The following is a 17,242-nucleotide window of genomic DNA, read 5'->3' as shown; positions in this document are numbered from 1 at the left end:
CTTCCTCTGGCTTAAGGCGCTCGACAGGATTCCCAGGGCGGTTCAGGCAGACCAATCAGCCGTCCGGACAGACAGACCTCGACGCGGTGTTCCAGATGGTCATCCACCAGCGGAATCCCCGGCGCGTCCTGCTCGACACCATCCAGCGTGATTCGTGTCTCCCCTTCCCCGCCGACGATCCGGGTCACGGCGATGTGGTAGAGCGTTTCCCGATAGCGATAACGCAGCCTGAAACCCTCCCAATCGGCAGGCAGACAGGGCGCGAGGTGCAGTGTATCGACCTCCAGCCTCACCCCGAGCAGCGATTCCAGCATCAGCCGGTACATCCAGCCCGCCGAGCCGCTGTACCAGCTCCAGCCGCCGCGTCCGACATGGGGCGGGACGGCGTAGACATCGGCGGCGATCACATAGGGCTCGACCCTGTAGGTCGCGATGGCCTCGGGCGAATCTCCGTGGTTGATCGGGTTGATCATGGCAAAGAGTTCCCAGGCACGCGCCGCATCGCCCAGACGCGCGAAGGCCATCGCCGCCCAGATGGCGGCGTGGGTGTATTGCCCGCCATTTTCCCGCACGCCGGGGACATATCCCTTGATGTAGCCGGGGTTCAGGGCCGACCGGTCGAAGGGCGGATCGAGCAGTTGGATCAGACCGGCATCGCGACGGACGAGGCGCGCGTCAAGCGCCGCCATGCCCTGACGCGCGCGGTCGGGATCGCCGGCCCCGGAGAGCACCGACCAGCTTTGCGCGATGGAGTCGATCTGACAGTCATCCTGACTCGCCGAGCCCAGCGGGGTGCCGTCATCGAAATAGGCGCGACGATACCAGCCGCCATCCCAGCCATGCGCATCGAGGTTCTGGCGAAGCTGCATCGCCTCACGCGCGCACCGCCCGGCAAAGGCGGGGTCATCGCGACCGCGTGCCAGATCGCCGAAGCGGGTCAGCACCTCGTAGAGAAAAAAACCCAGCCAGAGACTTTCGCCCCGGCCATGGATGCCGACCAGATTCATGCCGTCGTTCCAGTCGCCCGAACCCATCAGCGGCAGGCCATGCTCGCCGAAGCGCAGACCATGATTGATGGCACGGACGGCATGCTCATAGAGCGTGGCCGTTGCGTCGGACTGACCGGGCAGATCGTAATAGGCGTCGTCCTCACCGCCCACCAGACGCCCTTCCAGGAAAGACGCCGTTTCATCAAGGATGCCGGTGTCCCCGGTGGCCTGGACATAGCGGCAGGTCGCGAGCGGCAGCCAGAGATAGTCGTCCGAGCAACGGGTCCGCACCCCGCGACCGGATGGCGGATGCCACCAGTGCTGGACATCGCCCTCCGGGAACTGACGCCCCGCGCACAGCAGCAACTGCTTGCGCAGACGCTGGGGCTCGGTATGGATGAGGGCCATGGCGTCCTGCAACTGATCGCGGAAGCCGAAGGCGCCGCCCGACTGGTAATAGCCGCTGCGCGCCCACAGCCGGCAGGCCAGGGTCTGATAGACCAACCAGCCATTGGCCAGGACATCGAATGCCGGATCGGGCGTCTCCACCTGCACGGCGCCCAGGGTATGCGTCCAGTAGCGGCGGACATCCTCCAGCACGGCCCGCGCGGCGGCGGTCCCGCGATAGCGATGCACCAGGGTACTGGCGTCGTCTGCGCCGCGCCGTCCCGCCACGCCCAGGCGGAAGACGACCTCGTGAGTCTCACCGGCTGCCAGGTCGAAGTGGGTCTGCATCGCCCCGCAGGCATCCAGCGCGGCGCCGACCCGGTTGGAGAGACGTGTGCGCGTCAGCGCGGCCGGATGGCTGAGCGTCCCGTTGCGACCGATGAATTCGGTTCGGTCGCCGCTGAAGGTCCGCGCCGGATCGTCCAGATCGAAGATGGCAAGACGATTGGCGAACTCGGTGTTGTAAGGGTTACGGGCGAAGAGCGCGCCGCTGGTCGGATCGATCTCGGTGATGACATGCAGGGCGGTCTTCGGGCGCAGATCGCCGAGCACCCATTCCACATAGCCGGTCGCGGAGAGCCGGCGCGCCTGATTCGAGTCATTGCGCACCCTGAGCACCCAGAACTTGATCGGGGCGTCGATGGCGACGTAGACCCAGAGTTCGGAGGCGATGCCATCCTCGGCATGCTCGAAGACGCTGTAGCCGAACCCATGACGGCTGACGTAAGCGCTCGCGCCAGCGGCGGGCAGCGGTGTCGGCGACCAGACATGGCCGCTGTCCTCGTCGCGAAGATAGAGTGCCTCGCCGCTGGTATCGCTCACCGGATCGTTGTGCCAGGGCGTGAGCCGGAAGGCGTGGGCGTTGTCACTCCAGGTGTAGGCCATGCCGCTCGCCGAGATCACCGTCCCGAAGTGCGGATTGGCCAGTACGTTCACCCAGGGTGCGGGTGTCGTCTGGCCGGGCGCAGTGGTGATGACGTATTCGCGGCCATCCGGGCTGAAGCCGCCCAGGCCGTTATCGAACAACAGACGGGGCAGCGCATCACGGCCCACGGCTTTTTGTCCGCCGTCAGCCGTTGCCACGCCCCGGCTCCATTCGGCAAAGCGACTGCTGGTCGGACGCAGCCGGGGCAGACGCCGTGGCGGCAGCGTGCGCCGCTTGAGCTGCTCGGCCAGGGTGCCGCGCGTGTCGCTGAGGATGGCCCGCGCCACCGTCTGGAACAGAATGCGGTCTTCGTGACTGATCTGGTCCGCCGGACGGATGAAGATGCCGCCGGGTCGATCGATCACATGGGCGTCGGCCCCTGCGGCGATCAGCCCGAGGATCTGGTCATGGAGCTGCTGGCGGTAGCCGGCGCGATCCTCGTTCCAGATCACCAGGTCCACGGTCAGTCCCTTCAACCGCCAGTAAGCATGGGCCTGAACGAGCTGATGGACCAGCTCGATGTTGGCCTGGTCGGCGATCAGCAGCAGCACCAGCGGCACGTCCCCCGAGACCGCATGGCTCCAGAGTCCGGACTGTCCGCGCCGGTTCTGACCGAGCACGCCCGGGTCGGCGCGCAGCGAGGCGTTGGCGTAGAGGATCGAACTGGCGAGACGACCGTAGAGCTGTGCGTCGGACTGACTGGCGTTGATCTGGCGCAGTACCACCTGACTGTGGGTCCAGGCCAGATCGAAGACACGATCCGCCAGACGCTGATCCTGATATTTCTCGACCAGTCCCACGGCGACCTCGCGGCGCTCGCCGATCCCTGTCACCTGATCGATGGTGACGGACTGATCGGGATCGAGCGTGATGCGGTGACGGATGGCGACGATCGGATCCAGCACCGAACCCGCGCTCCCCGAGAGCGCCCCGCCCGCGTCCAGCGCCTGCGGCGCATCCAGACCGCGATCCCGACCGATGAAGCGCATCCGATCCGTCTCGCAGGATGGGCCGGGCGCAGCGAAACCCGTCGCATCCCGCGCCGAATCTCCATCAACCGCCGCCCCGCGCACCACCACCAGATGCAGCATCCAGGGCGATGACTCCTCCTGCGAGCGTGGCCGGCGGGTGCAGAGGATCGCCGGCTGCGGATGCAGGATCTCGGTCTGCACGAAGAGATTGCTGAAGGCCGGATGCATCGCATCCGCCGCCGCCGGCGCGATCACGACCTCGGCGTAACTGGTGACTTCGATGACCCGGCGGGTGCGTCCGCGATTGGTCAGACGCAGCCGGCGCAACTCGATGTCGTCCTCCGGCGAGACGGCGATCTCGGTATAGGATTCGATTCCCTGGTCGCGGCGGCGGAATTCCGCGCGTCCCTCCGAGAAGATCGCCTCATAGCTGTCCGGGGTCTTGAGCGTCGGCTGATAGGCGGTCGACCAGACATCGCCGCTCGCCAGATCGCGCAGATAGCAGAAACTGCCCCAGCCATCGCGGGTGCTGTCCTCGCGCCAGCGGGTGACGGCGAGATCCTTCCAGCGGCTGTAGCCGCCACCTGCGTTGGTGACCATGACGTGATAGCGTCCGTTGGACAGCAACTGTACCTCTGGAATGGGCGTGTGCGGGCTGTCAAACAGACGCATCGGCGCCTCCTCGCTGCCCCCGGCGGTGTGCATGTCGCCGATCTCACCCGTGTGCGCGTAGTAGGCGGGGGTCGTGGGGAGACGCTCCTGGAGCAGCAGGGCGGTGGCCTGGAACAGCGGCGCCTGAGCGAACCGCTTCTGCATCGGCTGATCGAGCAGTTGCGCTGCCAGCGCGAGGAAACTCATGCCCTGATGATGGGCCATGAAGGAGCGCACCACGGCGTGCGTCTGCCCGCGCGGCAGGCGCGAGGGTGTGTAGTCGATGGCCTCGTAGAGGCCGTAACGCCCCTCGAACCCGCTCGCGGCGAGCCGCTGGAGATTCTGACAGGCGGCCTCGGGCGCGACCATGAGCGCGAGCGCGGAGGCATAGGGCGCGATGACCAGATCCTCGGCCAGCCAGCGCTTGAGCCCCAGACCCGGCACGCCGAAGGCGCGGTACTGGTAGTTGAGCTGAAGATCGAAGGTGTAATAGCCGGACTCGGACACGCCCCAGGGGATGTGGCGCTGGCGTCCATAGGCGATCTGGCGCGCCACCGCTGTCCGATAGGTCTGATCGAGCAGGGTGTGGTCATAGGTCGGCATCACCAGCAGCGGCATCAGATATTCGAACATGGAGCCGCTCCAGGACAGCAGGGTCGGCTCGCCGCCAGCGAGGATCAGCAGACGCCCCAGGGCAAACCAGCTCTCCTGCGGCAGTTGGCCCTGTGCGATCGCCACAAAGGTGGCCAGACGCGCCTCCGAGGCCAGCAGGTCGTAATAGCTCACATCGCGCCGCCGCTCGGCGACGTTGTAGCCGATCGCCAGCAGATGACGGGCCTCGTCATAGAGGAAGTCATAGTCCATCCGCGCCAGTTCCCCGACCTGCATGGCCAGACGCTCCAGCCCGACGATGCGCGCGTGGGCTGGAGATGGAGCCGTCTCCAGTCTCGCCAGCTCGCGCAGTGTGGGGATGCCCGCCAGCTCGCTCCCAGGCTCCAGCGTGGGAGCTGGTTGCGACGCTCCAGCGTCGAGTGAGTCCGGGGCCGCTGGAGCGGCCAGGACGGCATTCCCACGCGAAGCGTTGCCGGGGAACTCGCCCTGCTTGAGCCAGGGCGCGAGGACCAGCAGATCGTCGAGCATGTCGCGGCATTGCCTGACCAATGCCTGCGCCCACTCCTGCGCGTCTGCTTCGGCGTGCCCTTCCAGTCCCTGCGCCAGGGACTCCGCCGCCGTGATCAGCCTCTCCAGACCCTGCCGCGCCGCCGTCAGCGTCCTGGGCGGTGCCTGGGAGACCGACTCCAGTGCGCGCTGGAATGGCGCGAGCGACGCCTGTTGAGCCGCGATCCGGCTGTCGTGCACCAGCGCGATCTTCCGCAGGAGTCCGCTCGCGATCCCCGGCTCGGGAGGCTTGATCGCGTCCGCCAGGAGATTGAAGGTGTCGTCGATCCCGTCCAGCCAGCGCGGATTGAGTACGGGGGCGTCGATCAGCGCCAGCAGACCCGGTTGCAGGGTCAGCAGATGACCCGCGAGGTTGCCGCTGTCGACCGAGGAGACATAGAGCGGCGGCAGCGGCCTGAGCGTCTGGGTGTCGTACCAGTTGAAGAAGTGACCGCGATACCGCTCCAGGCCGGCCATGGTGTCCAGCGCGGCGGTCGTGCGTGCAATCAGACTGCCGGTCGTCAGATAGCCGAAGTCATGAGCGGCCAGATTGGCGAGCAGCGACAGCCCCATGTTGGTCGGGGAGGTGCGATGCGCAACCACGGCCACCGGATGCTCCTGATAGTTGTCCGGTGGCAGCCAGTGGTCGTTCGGGCCGACGAAGGTCTCGAAAAAGGACCAGGTTCTGCGCGACAGGATGCGCAGAAAGCGGAACTGGTCGGCGGTCAGGCGCGGCTCGCGGCGCGTCTGCGGGCGGCTCATCCACCAGGCGATGCTTGGTGCTGCCAGCCAGGACAAGAGGATGGGAGCGGCCACCAGCAGCACGGACGGATCGGACAGGGCCAGATCGAGCGCAGTGAAGATGGCAAGCGCGGGGGCGATCCACATCGTCCGCTGGAAGGCGCGCCATCCCTGATCGCCGCGATCCAGATCGCTGGAGGAGATCCATTCGAGCATCCGGCGGTGGCTGATCGTTGTGCGCCAGAGCGTGCGGACCAGGGCATCCAGGCTGTAGAGCGCCTCGAAGGGGAGACAGATGACCGTAAAGAGCGCCTGGGCCAACTGTCGGCCCGCCGCGCGGATCGCCGCCGCGAGATGATGACGCCAGCGCACGTCGCCCGGTTTTTGCAGCAGGTTGAGGAACGCAGTCAGCAGCGAGGGAATCAGCGACAGACCCAGCACCGACAGGGTCCAGAGTCCGGGCGCGTCCGTGACCGTCCAGCCCAGCACGAACAGAAGCGTCAGCGCCACCGGCACCAGACTGCGCCGCAGGTTATCCGCCAGCTTCCAGCGCGACAGCACCGAGAGCGGATTGCAGCGTGCGCGCCCGTCGTGACCGGGGACGCGCGGCAGCAGCCAGTGCGCGATCTGCCAGTCACCGCGAATCCAGCGGTAGCGCCGGCTCACGTCCGCGCTGTAACAGGCCGGATAGTCCTCGTACAACTGCACATCCGAGAGCAGTCCGGAGCGCGCGTAACAGCCTTCCAGCAGGTCGTGGCTGAGGATCCGGTTTTCGGGAAACCGTCCCTCCAGAGCCTGCTCGAAGACATCGACATCGTAGATGCCCTTGCCGATGAATGAGCCTTCCTGGAACCCGTCCTGGTAGACATCGGAGACGGCATGGGTATAGGGATCGATGCCGGCATCGCTGCCGTGCAGACGCGCATACCGCGAGCGGTTGGCGCCGGTCAGACTCACGGCGACACGCGGTTGCAGGATGCCATAGCCCTCACGCACCGACTCGCTGGACGCATCGTAGACCGCCCGATTGAGCGGGTGCGCAAGGGTGCCGATCATCTCACGCGCCGCGTCGCGCGGGAGCTGGGTGTCCGTGTCCAGGGTGATGACGAAGCGCACCCCGACGAGGATCGCCGTCTCGCCGACAATCAGCGCGAAGCGATCACGGGTGCGCCGATCCTCTCCCCCAGCGGAGTTGGGGAGAGGATCACGCAGCAGGGCGTTCAGATCCGCCAGCTTGCCGCGTTTGCGCTCGTAACCCATCCAGATTCGCTCGGTCGCGTTCCAGCGGCGAGCGCGATGGAAGAGAAAAAAGGTGTCGCCAGCGGTGCGCGGGTATTTCTCATTCAGGACCGCGATCCCGCGCGCGGCCAGTTCCAACAGCGCCGCGTCCTCAGGCTCCGTCTCTGCTGCGGCGTCGCGCAGATCGGTCAGCAGCGCAAAATGCAGACTGTCGTCCCGATTGGCCAGGAACCGCACCTCCAGCGCCTCGATCAGGGCGGCGATGCCTGTGGCGCTGGTGAGCATGGTCGGAGTCACCACCAGGGTGCGCCATGCCGACGGGATGCCGGCAGAGAAATCCAGACGCGGCAGCGGCTGGGGCGTCGCCAGCAGCGTTGCCAGCCAGTTGACCAGCGCCACCGCGAGTTGACTGGCGCCAAGCAGGACGGGCACGGCCAGCAGCGCGAGCCAGGCGTCCGTGATGCCATCGGAACGCGCCTGCGTCAGCAGCCCACCGGCGAGCAGCGCCGTCAGGAGCAGGATCCCGCCCAGATAGAGAAACAGAGGGAATTGACGGCCCCATCGCCACACCGCTTCCAGCGGGCGAACATGGATCCGCGCCTCGCGCTCCAGACGCCCCAGGCCGCGACCGATCAGATAGAAACCCACATGCGCGGTACGCGCATCGGTACCATTCGCAAGCGCCGCCTCACGCGCCAGCTCGACCGCCCGCCGCGCCAGATCGCTCTCGGACAGCGGGCTGTGGCGGGCGATCTTCTCCACGACATGGCGGTAACGGTCGCGGGTAGCGAACGCCATCCGCGCATGAATCCCGGACGGATCCTCGCGCAGCGTCTGTTCGACCTGGCTCATGGACTCGACAAAGGCGCGCCAGTCGGTTGCCCCCAGAAAGCGGAGACTGCCGATGCTGTTGCCGATTGAAACCTGATCGGCGGCCTGTTGCTGGTTCTCGACCTGCACCAGTTGCTCGATCGTCAGACCCGACTCGGCGAGCTGCTGCTCGATCCAGGTCAGGGGCAGGGCCAGTGCGGAACTCTGGCCCCGCAACCGGCGCGCCAGCTCGGCCACGAAGGCGCCCGACATGGGCGGGTTCGAGCGCGCCATGTCCGCGATCACCAGAATGAGATTCTTGGGATCGCTCTCGGCCATCGCCGTCATCTGGTCGGCCCAGCCATTGGCCAGATCCTGGTCCGTGCGGCTGCTGGCGATCCGGGCCGCGACCCGGCGCAGATTCTCGATCAGGGCCAGCCGCAGCATGATGGGGATGGCCCATAACTCGCCCAGCTTGAGAGACATGACCTGCTGGTAAGCGGCGACGAAACGGTTGAGATTCTCTGGATCCACCCGGCCATCACCATGCGCGATGATTTCCAGCGCCAGGTCATAGACCCGTGGCCGTCCAGCCGACGGACCCTGGCGCAGACGCGGCAGCTCCCGGCTGTAGCCTCGGGGCAGGTGCCGTTTGGCGGTGCGAACCTGTTCCTCGATCAGATAGAAGTTGTCGAGCAGCCATTCACCCGCCGGTGCGATCCGGCGATGTGCAGTGACCGCGACCATCAACCGTCGGCAGACGCTCACCAGCAGGGTTTCATTCTCGGTGAGACGCGCCAGCAGGCGATCCGGCGGATGTCCGGGCATCAGTCCATGCGATTCGGCGAGCCGGCGGCCATGCTCTTCCATCTGCACCGCACTGAACAGCTCCGAGCGCAGCGGCGGTTCGTCGCCGATCACCGGAGCGGTCAGGTCGTGGCCTGTGAGCCGCTGTCGCCACCGGAGCAAACCGTCATGAATGGTCAAGAGACTCTCCGTGGCCTAAATGATCTTTGGAATAGACAGGATTAACAGGATTTTGCAGGATGAACAGGACTTTCAAATCATTGTTTGCAATCCTGTTAAACCGCTTCCGGAACGAGATACTGAGTTTCGAATGAGTTCGACGTTTAGCGCACTCATGACCCTTGACGCAAACGCGGTTTAAAATTTTATATTCTTTAAATATCTTAAACCGCGCCAGCGCCAACAGTCATGGATTCCGCCAGGATTGATCCAAACCAAAAACATCGCCTATCGCACGGGGCGCGGTTTAACGCTTGATGGGGCTGATTTTTGTCCCTTCGATACTGAGACTGGCCATCAGACCCTGCTGATCGAAGATAAAGGCATAGGCATCATCTTTTAATGTCGATGATGAGAAATTCTTTGCCGCACCTTCATTCATGACCACGACGGTTGGCCCGGTTCCGATTTCCCACCCATTCGATTCGTCAAGATACTTCACCGCCTTGTCGTTCATGAGAAAAACAACATAGCTGTATGACTGCGCGCCTGCCTGCCAGCCCCATGATGCGGACACCGAATTATAATAGCCGGCAACCTTGCCGCCCTTGTTCAGCACGCCTTCACCATAGCTTCCGCCAAAGATCAGTCCGGCTTTGATAACGCTTGGAAAGATCAGAATCGCTCTGGCATTTTTGCCAATGGCTGCGGCAGAGGGATTGGTTTTATACAGCAGTTCCAGGGCTTTATCCGCATCCTGATGCAGATCTTCCGCTGTGGCGGCGAACACCTGACCGCTGACCGCCACCAGTGAAAATGCAGCGACCGTCACAAGCAGGGCGTTTTTCAGTGTGTGTCGTAGATTCATCATCTGTTCATCTCCGTTCAGTCATCTGACATGCGTTGCTGGGAAAAAGACTGCCTGACATCCGAGGCTGTCGCGCCGCTCCGTCTCATCCGAAAGATCGGATTGTTCCAATGACAGCCGGGAGACTAAACAGATATTGATGAAATCTCCGTTCGATAGCGCACATAGCGCGCCTTTATCCTGTGCCGCGTCACCCGAAAAGCGAATGCTGATATTGAAATCAAAGATCTTCACGCCTTTTCAGGAAAAAAGACGCGCTCTGTTTGGCAGCGCACTGAGTGGAGGCATGATGTTGATTATTCTCAAGGCGGTCATGGCGGTGACTCTCGGAAACCGCCTTTGAACGTATGGGCAGCGCCTGCCCGATCGGGATTGGATGGAGACTGACTGCAATGAACACAATGCAAAAATCGATAGCTTATTCAATCATGTTAGCCGTTCTGCCCGGCCTGACTGGCTGTAGCGGAATGTCAAAACAGACCAAACACACGGTGGTCGGGGCCGGCATCGGTGGCGTTGCCGGCTCGGTTTTGACCGGTGGCAGCACATTAGGGACAGTTGGCGGGGCCGCCGTCGGCGGCGTCATTGGTCATGAGACGGGCAAGAAGTGAAACAATTCGTGTGTCCGGTATCATACTCAGGGTAATCACACGGATACCGTGTCTTTCAACATTTCGTTACGCTGTCTGGCATGCAAAACACTCAACAGATGCAAGCCCGACAGATGCCCGGCGCGGTTTCCATGCCAATCATACACGCACCGCACCCGGCGATTCATCCCAAGCAAAATCACCTGCTCGCCGCTCTCCCTGGCGCCGAATACGCACACCTGCTCCCTTATCTGGAGCAGGTGACCCTGCCGCTCGGGGAGGTTCTCTATGAGTCCGGGGGACAGTTGGCGCATGTCTATTTCCCGACCACCGCCATCGTGTCGCTGCTTTATGTCATGGAGAATGGTGCGTCCGCCGAAATCGCCGTGACCGGCAATGATGGAATCGTGGGTGTCGCACTCGTCATGGGCGGCAAGACCATGCCGAATCGGGCCGTTGTCCAGAGCGCCGGCCACGCCTATCGACTGAAAGGGGCGCGACTCAAGCAGGAACTCACGCGCTCCGGCGGGCGACGCCGGGGGACATTGCAGCCGCTGCTGCTGCGCTACACGCTCGCCCTGCTGACCCAGATGGCACAGACAGCGGTCTGCAATCGTCACCATTCGGTCGATCAGCAACTCTGTCGCTGGCTGCTGCTCAGTCTGGACCGGCTGCCGTCGAACGAACTCAACATGACCCAGGAACTCATCGCCAACATGCTGGGTGTGCGGCGCGAGGGCGTCACGGAGGCCGCTGGCAAATTGCAGCGCGCCGGGCTCATTCGTTACAGCCGGGGCCGGATCACCGTGATTGATCGCGCGGGACTGGAAGAACGGGTTTGCGAATGCTACGAGGTCGTCCGGCAAGAATATCTCCGACTGCTTCCCGATGTATTGGTGAAATAGGCGTCACCACTGATGAACTCACCGCAGCGCCTCTGCGGTTGATTCATCCGCCGTTCCACCGTCCGGCCAATCCCAACTCCACCGCCCGGCGGCTCCATCCAAACACCGATTCGGCCTGCCGGGAGTTTCCGGCACAGTACTTCAAGGTTATGGCTGCCTGGAACGCTCGTTGCTTGGCTCCCGACATTTGTGAGGCAGCCAGCTTGAGATCGTCCCGATGATCCGGGCCAAGAAGGGTTGGGTGCGCAAGATCAGATATCGACATCAATCCCTCGCTTGAATCACGAGAACACAGAAAATGGGCCGGGCTGGATCGTCAATCGCCCGATCTGCCGCCATCGACGTTCAGCATACCGCCCTCAATACGCCCGATGAGGCCATTCAGCAGGCCCATCAGCTCCTGCCGGAGTGACTGATTAGCCTCCCGCATCTCGCTCAACGACGACTGCAAGACAGTATTCAGGCGCGGTTCACGGCGGATCGCCGCCTGGAGATGAGCCACGCTGGCCGCACTGCTCTGATATTCCTCACTCACACCCAGGAGTTTCGAGCATTGCTCCGCCCAATCAACGTCCAACCGCAAGCTGGTCCCTGGGCTGACGAGTCGCGGACCATGGATGGCGTACACCTGATTCATCGCACACCTCATTAGTGAATTCGCATTGGACATCGAAGTGCCAGATCAAACCTGATCTGGCGCCACCTGACACCGACGGCAAAGCCAGCGCGGAACACCCGGAAATGGGGGTGCCGCGCCGGCAACGGTCTTTATTAGTCGCAGTCGGGACGTCTCCGATTCTGAAGGCTCGCGCGCTGCTCATCGGTCAGGATGGATGCAATGCGCTGGCGCAGTTCGGCTCGCGGCTGTGCCGGATTTGCCGCCTGCTCATCGAACAGCGCCTTGATCCGATTGACCTGATCGTCGGTGAGATCGAGTCGGTCGGTCATGCGCTCCAGATCACGTTCCATGCGCGACTGCATCATGTCTTCACGCTTGGCCTTCTGCGCGTCGGTCAGCAGCGCATTGATCTGCTTGCGCGTTTCCAGGCGTTGCGCCTCGCGCTGGGCTTGCTCGGTTTCCATGATCTGGCGAATCTTCGTCTGCTGCGCCATGTCGAGGTCGAGATCCTTGGTCAGACGTTCGATGTGGGCCTCGATACCCCAGCCCGCATCACGCTGATCCAGGCCGGATCCGGCATAAGACGCACTCACCCCGGCAAGCGAGGCGCCAAGAAACAGGCTGATCACAGCGGCCATGCCTGTGACTGCAACGCGATGCTGTGGTTGATTTCGATTTTTCATGATGTTTTTCATTCACCTCTGTCAGAATAATTGATGTTGGCGGTTATCGCCTTTTCGTTCATATCTTGGCCGAACAAAGCGGGTTGCGAACCAAACGCCTTTTCTTCCACGACTCTCTCAGCGATGAAATTTGCCTTTTCAGCAGAGTTAAAGCCGATTTGATAGCTGAAAAAGCCAAAAGCGGAAAATAAAAAAGCGATTAACAAGAGATGCATCAAAACATCGCTCTGCATGGAATCGTTATTTGCATTCATGATCAGCCATTTTGCGTTTTCTTGATTCGTTAAAATACAGCGCCCTGCTCAGTAAGGCGTCAACCTCAGTCAAAGCCTGCCAAGTAAAAACAGAACCAGAACAATGATTAAAATCGTCCCGATCACCCCGCTCGGTGCGTAACCCCAGCCCCGGCTATGCTGCCAGGTGGGAATAACGCCGACAAGCAGCAGAATCAGAACAATCAGTAAAACCGTGCCAAGTGAAAATGACATACTCGCTCTCCTTTCGCGTCAGGTTTGCCAAATAAAAGTCCGCCTAAATCAGCAGCGGTGCAGAAAGTCATTTTGCCAGGACTTATCTGCACCGCCTGATCAATCCTGATCAGCTTTCTTTCTTGACTTCCTCCTTGAGATCGCCAACTCCAGCCTGTACCTTGCCGGCATTTTTCTGGAATTTGCCTTTTTGTTCAAGGCGCTCATTTCCGACAACCTTGCCAGTTGCCTCTTTAACGGAACCTTTCGCTTCTTCGTAACGGCCTTTAACCTGTTCTTTGTTCATGGTGATTTCCCGAGATGAATGAGTCAGCATGGCAGCGCCAATTAATGCACGCCCCGAGTTCGGAATGAAAATCCCGATCACTCAAGACATAGATTACACTCGTGATCGCATCCAATCAGTGCGGAAGCCAACATAGGCTGAATTTTTAATCGCGGATCGGTCGATGTGTCGAACCAATTTTCAGTACTGGACAGCAAAAAAAGACTGAATTTTATTCAGCCTAAAAGCGGAGATTTATACCGATACGAACTGAAAATCAAAGACATAACCGGACACTCAATAACGCCCACCGGACTTCAGCAGGTAATTGCGCAGCTCAGTATCTTCAAGGCGCATACGCGCCAGCGTTCCGTGGGTGATGAGAACGAAGGACCGCATTACCTTATATGGCAACCGGGGGTGGTCTTCCTCCAGGGACTCCAGAGCGGCGGGCTCCAGGGTCAGGACCATGCTGTCACCGACCGAACGCAGCCCGAACACGTAAGCCGAATCGTCGATGAAGCTGCGAGTTCCAACGCATTCTCCCATGTGCATCTGGTACAGGATTTCCTCGTTCCCGGCACAGTCCCGATAGAATTGAATTGCCCCCGCCGCCTGCAGGAACAGTTTCTGGCACAATCCCCCTTCAGCGACCAGCACCTCACCGTCGCGCAGCGTGGTCATCCCCATTCGATCCGCGAGCGCCTGGATTTCGGCCTCATCGAGGTCGGTCGCCAGAATGGAGCGGCGAAGCGCTTCCAGCTTATTCATATCATGCATCGATCATTCACCTCTAAACTGCGTTCGCTCGGGATCAATGAGTCGAGAGAATGCCATACTGAACGTGATTTAGTGGCAACGAAATGAATTGCGCGATGCATTCATCTCCGTGCGACATGATGACGTGCTCCTGTTTTTATGGGTTAGCGCGGCAGGCCGCCAGATTCAACTCGTCGAGTCAATACCGACCTGCCGCGATGGCAAGGTTTTTAAAATCACTCGCCTTGTTCCGTGAAATCACCACACGATTGGACCGAAAAATCCGAACGCGCTGAGTAAGAAAAGTATCGCAATCACGATCACAATCGCGTTGACAACCTTCTTGACCGTCGCGTTCATCGGAATGAAACGGTTCACCGCCCAGAGTATGGCAGCAAAAGCGACCAGATTGATCAGAAGTTGAATGTAGGCCATGGTATGTCCTCGTTTATGGAATCAGTAGCAGTCCAGGAGGTTCCAGAAAGCATCTCTTTTCGTTCGCTTCATGAACTGCGTGTTTTCATTGAAAGAGGCCGGAACCTCAGACTCCGGCAATCGATGGACTGGAACGTCAATCACAACAGCATTCAGCCCTGCTGCAACAGCCTGCTCAGATCGGTAATCGCGGCATTCGCCCGGGAGATATAGGAGGCCATGACCAACGAGTGATTCGCCATCGGTCCGAATCCGGTGCCATTGAGAATCATTGGACTCCAGATCCTGTTCTGGGTATTCAGCAACTCGCGATTGATCTGTTGCAGTGAAACCAGAGCGTTTTTGTCATTGAGCACGGGCGCGAAATCGATCTCCATTGCCTGCAGGACATGGAGTAGCGCCCAGATGTAGCCGCGCGCCTCGAAGAAGATGTCGTCGATCTTGAGCCAGGGCGTCTTGGTCTGTATTTTCATGGGGACCGGCGTCGATTGACGGGCTTGGGGATCGCCCGCCAGGGCCGTATTCAGGTGCGCCTGACCGACCGCGTAGGACAGCCGTTGCGCGAGGCTTCCCAGCCGTTTTTCGACCGCCTCCAGGTACAGGGTCAGATTGTCGGCGCGCGCGAAGAACTGTCCATCCAGGGCCTGATCATCGGAGAGCCGGTTCAAATAACGATAGAGTGCTTCCGTGCCGTGGCGATATTCCGACTCGGTGGACGGCAGGATCCAGGAATCCGATTGGTAATTGAAATGGGGCTGCGCGATTTCCAGGTCAGCGTCCTCGACCGATTGCGATTGGGCGCGGCTGAAGTCATTGCGCATGGCGAGCATGAGATCGCGCAACCCGGTGAGTGCGCCGAATTCCCAGTTCGGGATGTTGTCCAGATAGATGCCTGGAAGACTGATGTCGTTGGCCAGATACCCGCCGGGCTTATCCAGCAGGGTTTCGGCGATACGGATAGCGGTCGCTGTGGTGGCGACGCCTGGAACCAGCTTGCTGTCGTCATGGTTGACCAGCGACAGGGCGTTCACGTGCACGTCGAACGTGGCTGGCGAACGCGACCAGATTAATCCCAGAATGATGACGATCACCAGATAGGTGATCAGGAAGAGTCCGCCGGTCCACCACAGACCTTTCTCTTTCCAGGTGTTCGGATGGTAATAGCTGACGACCTGGCTGGCTCTATGGGTCAGACCGGCCCTGACTGACGATGAACGATCATTCATTTCATGCTCCCGCCTCTCCGTAAAGAGAGACCGATAAGGTAAACCGGACGAACCCAGTGGCGTGAACGCTAGCTGGACCTGGGTACAACGAGTAAAAGTGCGCCAGCAACGATTGCCGCAATGCTCGCCCATTGTGGAATGTTGACGGTTTCCCGATCCTGGACGGTCAATTCAAGCGGGCCGATCCTGGCTTCCTGCGTCTCTTTGGTGAAACCGAACTGTCCATAGGCCAAACCCAATCCGCCAGCGACAATCAGTGCGACCGCAACGATGTTCAGTGTTTTCATTTTCCCGCTCTCCGTTCGATGTCCGGTGGGACTCATGGATCGCCATTGAGCAAGCAATTAGCGCATGCGTATCCCCGAAATGGGGCAAGCAGACCGAAGGCGGTCAGTAAACACAGAGTGACGACCAATGAGATCAGCGTCATGACCTATCTTCTGCATTCCAGTTTGATTGAATGTAGATTCGACGATAACCCCGACCTCATCGTGAGTCTGTTCGTTGGCGCACCGATCATTGGTCATTGTCGAGATTGATAACGATGCCTCTGCGCAGTGCGCGCCGCGCCCGGTACTGACTTCGGAGCATAAAGATCAAGTCACAGACGTTCGGTACGCCAGCGCACACAGGAGACGTATTTTTTATGCGCTATGTTTGTCAACGCACCGAATGAGAAGCAGGGGCGGGGCATCCTGACTCAATGACCCGCGCTTTCGCTCAGGTCCGACCCGATCAACAAAAAGAGCGCGCGTGCTATCCGTGAAAAATCCCGTCCTCTTTGTCAATCGCCTGCTGGCCATCCTGCCCAGCGACGACCGTCGATGGATTCTGGGTCACTGCGAGCCGGTCGAACTGCATCTGGCCGAGGTGATCAGCGAACCGGGCGAGCGCATTCGCTACGTTTATTTTCCGACTGACAGCTTTGTTTCCATGCTGACCTCGCCGGACGATCACGCCGGTCTGGAGGTGAGGCTGGTCGGTAATGAAGGGATGATCGGAACGCCCCTTATTCTGGGGGTCGAGGTGACGTTGCTGCGCACCTTTGTCCAGGGTGCGGGTCCGGCCTGGCGCATGACCCCGGAACGGTTCGGCGATGCGCTCCGCGAGAGCAGCGCCTTGCGCACGACGCTGAATCGCTATCTGTTCGTGCTGACGAGCGAGGTTGAACGGATGGTCGCCTGCACCCGCTTCCATGTCCTGGAGGCGCGTCTCGCCCGCTGGCTATTGATGACCCAGGACCGGGCGCATTCCGACCATTTGCACATTACCCATGAATTTCTGGCCTCGATCCTCGGTGTGCGCCGCGTCGGCGTGACCAAGGCAGCCAGCGCACTGCAACAGCGCAGGCTGATTCAGTATCAGCGGGGGAATATCGCGATTCTCGACCGCGCCGGATTGATCGATGCCGCCTGCGGCTGTTATGGAACCTCAGAAGCCATGTACGACCGGATCATGGGGTGATGCGTGCGGGCGCCGGATGGCGATCATCTCAGACGATGAGCAG

15 protein-coding genes are annotated in these 17,242 nt (G+C 61.0%); 3 read left to right on the top strand and 12 right to left on the bottom strand.

All coding sequences use genetic code 11. The features are described 5' to 3' along the window. Positions 1 to 11: 11 nt before the first annotated feature. The 3 genes from EDC35_RS07765 to EDC35_RS07755 form a co-directional block, all read right to left on the bottom strand. Positions 12 to 8,918, bottom strand: a complete 8,907-nt coding sequence (locus tag EDC35_RS07765) for a glycoside hydrolase family 94 protein (RefSeq protein ID WP_132976665.1) — start codon at positions 8,916 to 8,918, stop codon at positions 12 to 14. 286 nt (positions 8,919 to 9,204) lie between these two features. Then, positions 9,205 to 9,768, bottom strand: coding sequence for a lipid-binding SYLF domain-containing protein (locus EDC35_RS07760; protein WP_132976664.1), 564 nt, complete (start codon positions 9,766 to 9,768; stop codon positions 9,205 to 9,207). An 18-nt stretch (positions 9,769 to 9,786) separates the two neighbouring features. Next, entirely contained in the window at positions 9,787 to 9,999 is a 213-nt protein-coding gene (locus EDC35_RS07755; RefSeq protein WP_132976663.1) for a hypothetical protein, read from the bottom strand. Between the two features lie 158 nt (positions 10,000 to 10,157). Between EDC35_RS07755 and EDC35_RS07750 the strand changes: the two genes are divergently transcribed. Further along, on the top strand, positions 10,158 to 10,376 hold the full coding sequence (locus EDC35_RS07750; RefSeq protein ID WP_132976662.1) for a glycine zipper 2TM domain-containing protein: 219 nt from the start codon (positions 10,158 to 10,160) through the stop codon (positions 10,374 to 10,376). A gap of 131 nt (positions 10,377 to 10,507) precedes the next feature. Further along, entirely contained in the window at positions 10,508 to 11,260 is a 753-nt protein-coding gene (locus EDC35_RS07745; protein WP_132976661.1) for a Crp/Fnr family transcriptional regulator, read from the top strand. A 316-nt stretch (positions 11,261 to 11,576) separates the two neighbouring features. Here EDC35_RS07745 and EDC35_RS07740 read toward each other — a convergent pair whose 3' ends face one another. The 9 genes from EDC35_RS07740 to EDC35_RS07705 all read right to left on the bottom strand — a co-directional run bounded on the left by EDC35_RS07740 (position 11,577) and on the right by EDC35_RS07705 (position 16,022). Beyond that, positions 11,577 to 11,795 (bottom strand): hypothetical protein, encoded by a 219-nt coding sequence (locus EDC35_RS07740; RefSeq protein WP_132976660.1) that lies wholly within the window; start codon positions 11,793 to 11,795, stop codon positions 11,577 to 11,579. Between the two features lie 236 nt (positions 11,796 to 12,031). After that, positions 12,032 to 12,517, bottom strand: a complete 486-nt coding sequence (locus tag EDC35_RS07735) for a pilus assembly protein (protein WP_243651520.1) — start codon at positions 12,515 to 12,517, stop codon at positions 12,032 to 12,034. Between the two features lie 53 nt (positions 12,518 to 12,570). After that, on the bottom strand, positions 12,571 to 12,816 hold the full coding sequence (locus tag EDC35_RS07730) for a hypothetical protein (protein WP_132976658.1): 246 nt from the start codon (positions 12,814 to 12,816) through the stop codon (positions 12,571 to 12,573). A 69-nt stretch (positions 12,817 to 12,885) separates the two neighbouring features. After that, positions 12,886 to 13,050 carry a DUF3309 family protein gene (locus EDC35_RS07725; protein WP_132976657.1) on the bottom strand — a complete coding sequence of 55 codons (165 nt, stop codon included), beginning with the start codon at positions 13,048 to 13,050 and terminating at the stop codon, positions 12,886 to 12,888. A 109-nt stretch (positions 13,051 to 13,159) separates the two neighbouring features. Continuing rightward, positions 13,160 to 13,336, bottom strand: a complete 177-nt coding sequence (locus EDC35_RS07720) for a CsbD family protein (protein ID WP_132976656.1) — start codon at positions 13,334 to 13,336, stop codon at positions 13,160 to 13,162. A gap of 276 nt (positions 13,337 to 13,612) precedes the next feature. Continuing rightward, complete coding sequence (locus tag EDC35_RS07715; RefSeq protein WP_243651519.1) at positions 13,613 to 14,086, bottom strand: Crp/Fnr family transcriptional regulator; 474 nt, start codon at positions 14,084 to 14,086, stop codon at positions 13,613 to 13,615. A 246-nt stretch (positions 14,087 to 14,332) separates the two neighbouring features. Next, the gene (locus EDC35_RS18505; protein ID WP_165903373.1) at positions 14,333 to 14,509 is read right to left on the bottom strand and encodes a Thivi_2564 family membrane protein; all 177 of its coding nucleotides are present in this window, start codon (positions 14,507 to 14,509) and stop codon (positions 14,333 to 14,335) included. Positions 14,510 to 14,661: 152 nt separating this feature from the next. Then, positions 14,662 to 15,735: a DUF2333 family protein gene (locus EDC35_RS07710; protein WP_132976654.1), complete on the bottom strand. Its 1,074-nt coding sequence runs from the start codon at positions 15,733 to 15,735 to the stop codon at positions 14,662 to 14,664. Positions 15,736 to 15,803: 68 nt separating this feature from the next. Further along, positions 15,804 to 16,022, bottom strand: a complete 219-nt coding sequence (locus EDC35_RS07705; RefSeq protein ID WP_132976653.1) for a hypothetical protein — start codon at positions 16,020 to 16,022, stop codon at positions 15,804 to 15,806. Positions 16,023 to 16,497: 475 nt separating this feature from the next. On the opposite strand from EDC35_RS07705, the gene EDC35_RS07700 reads away from it, so the two are divergent. Then, positions 16,498 to 17,199: a Crp/Fnr family transcriptional regulator gene (locus tag EDC35_RS07700; RefSeq protein ID WP_243651517.1), complete on the top strand. Its 702-nt coding sequence runs from the start codon at positions 16,498 to 16,500 to the stop codon at positions 17,197 to 17,199. Positions 17,200 to 17,242: the final 43 nt, after the last annotated feature.

Origin of the sequence: Thiobaca trueperi (genome assembly GCF_004342175.1) — a bacterium.
GTDB lineage: Bacteria > Pseudomonadota > Gammaproteobacteria > Chromatiales > Chromatiaceae > Thiobaca > Thiobaca trueperi.
The sequence above is the reverse complement of the archived record's forward strand: the minus strand, read 5'-3'. Positions and strand labels throughout refer to the sequence as shown.

Excerpts from the sequence above, each read along its gene's own strand:
- EDC35_RS07760 (WP_132976664.1), bottom strand. The coding sequence starts at position 9,768 with ATGATGAATCTACGACACACACTGAAAAACGCCCTGCTTGTGACGGTC.
- EDC35_RS07750 (WP_132976662.1), top strand. The coding sequence starts at position 10,158 with ATGAACACAATGCAAAAATCGATAGCTTATTCAATCATGTTAGCCGTT.
- EDC35_RS07745 (WP_132976661.1), top strand. The coding sequence starts at position 10,508 with ATGCCAATCATACACGCACCGCACCCGGCGATTCATCCCAAGCAAAAT.
- EDC35_RS07735 (WP_243651520.1), bottom strand. The coding sequence starts at position 12,517 with ATGGCCGCTGTGATCAGCCTGTTTCTTGGCGCCTCGCTTGCCGGGGTG.
- EDC35_RS07730 (WP_132976658.1), bottom strand. The coding sequence starts at position 12,816 with ATGAATGCAAATAACGATTCCATGCAGAGCGATGTTTTGATGCATCTC.
- EDC35_RS07725 (WP_132976657.1), bottom strand. The coding sequence starts at position 13,050 with ATGTCATTTTCACTTGGCACGGTTTTACTGATTGTTCTGATTCTGCTG.
- EDC35_RS07720 (WP_132976656.1), bottom strand. The coding sequence starts at position 13,336 with ATGAACAAAGAACAGGTTAAAGGCCGTTACGAAGAAGCGAAAGGTTCC.
- EDC35_RS07715 (WP_243651519.1), bottom strand. The coding sequence starts at position 14,086 with ATGAATAAGCTGGAAGCGCTTCGCCGCTCCATTCTGGCGACCGACCTC.
- EDC35_RS18505 (WP_165903373.1), bottom strand. The coding sequence starts at position 14,509 with ATGGCCTACATTCAACTTCTGATCAATCTGGTCGCTTTTGCTGCCATA.
- EDC35_RS07710 (WP_132976654.1), bottom strand. The coding sequence starts at position 15,735 with ATGAATGATCGTTCATCGTCAGTCAGGGCCGGTCTGACCCATAGAGCC.
- EDC35_RS07705 (WP_132976653.1), bottom strand. The coding sequence starts at position 16,022 with ATGAAAACACTGAACATCGTTGCGGTCGCACTGATTGTCGCTGGCGGA.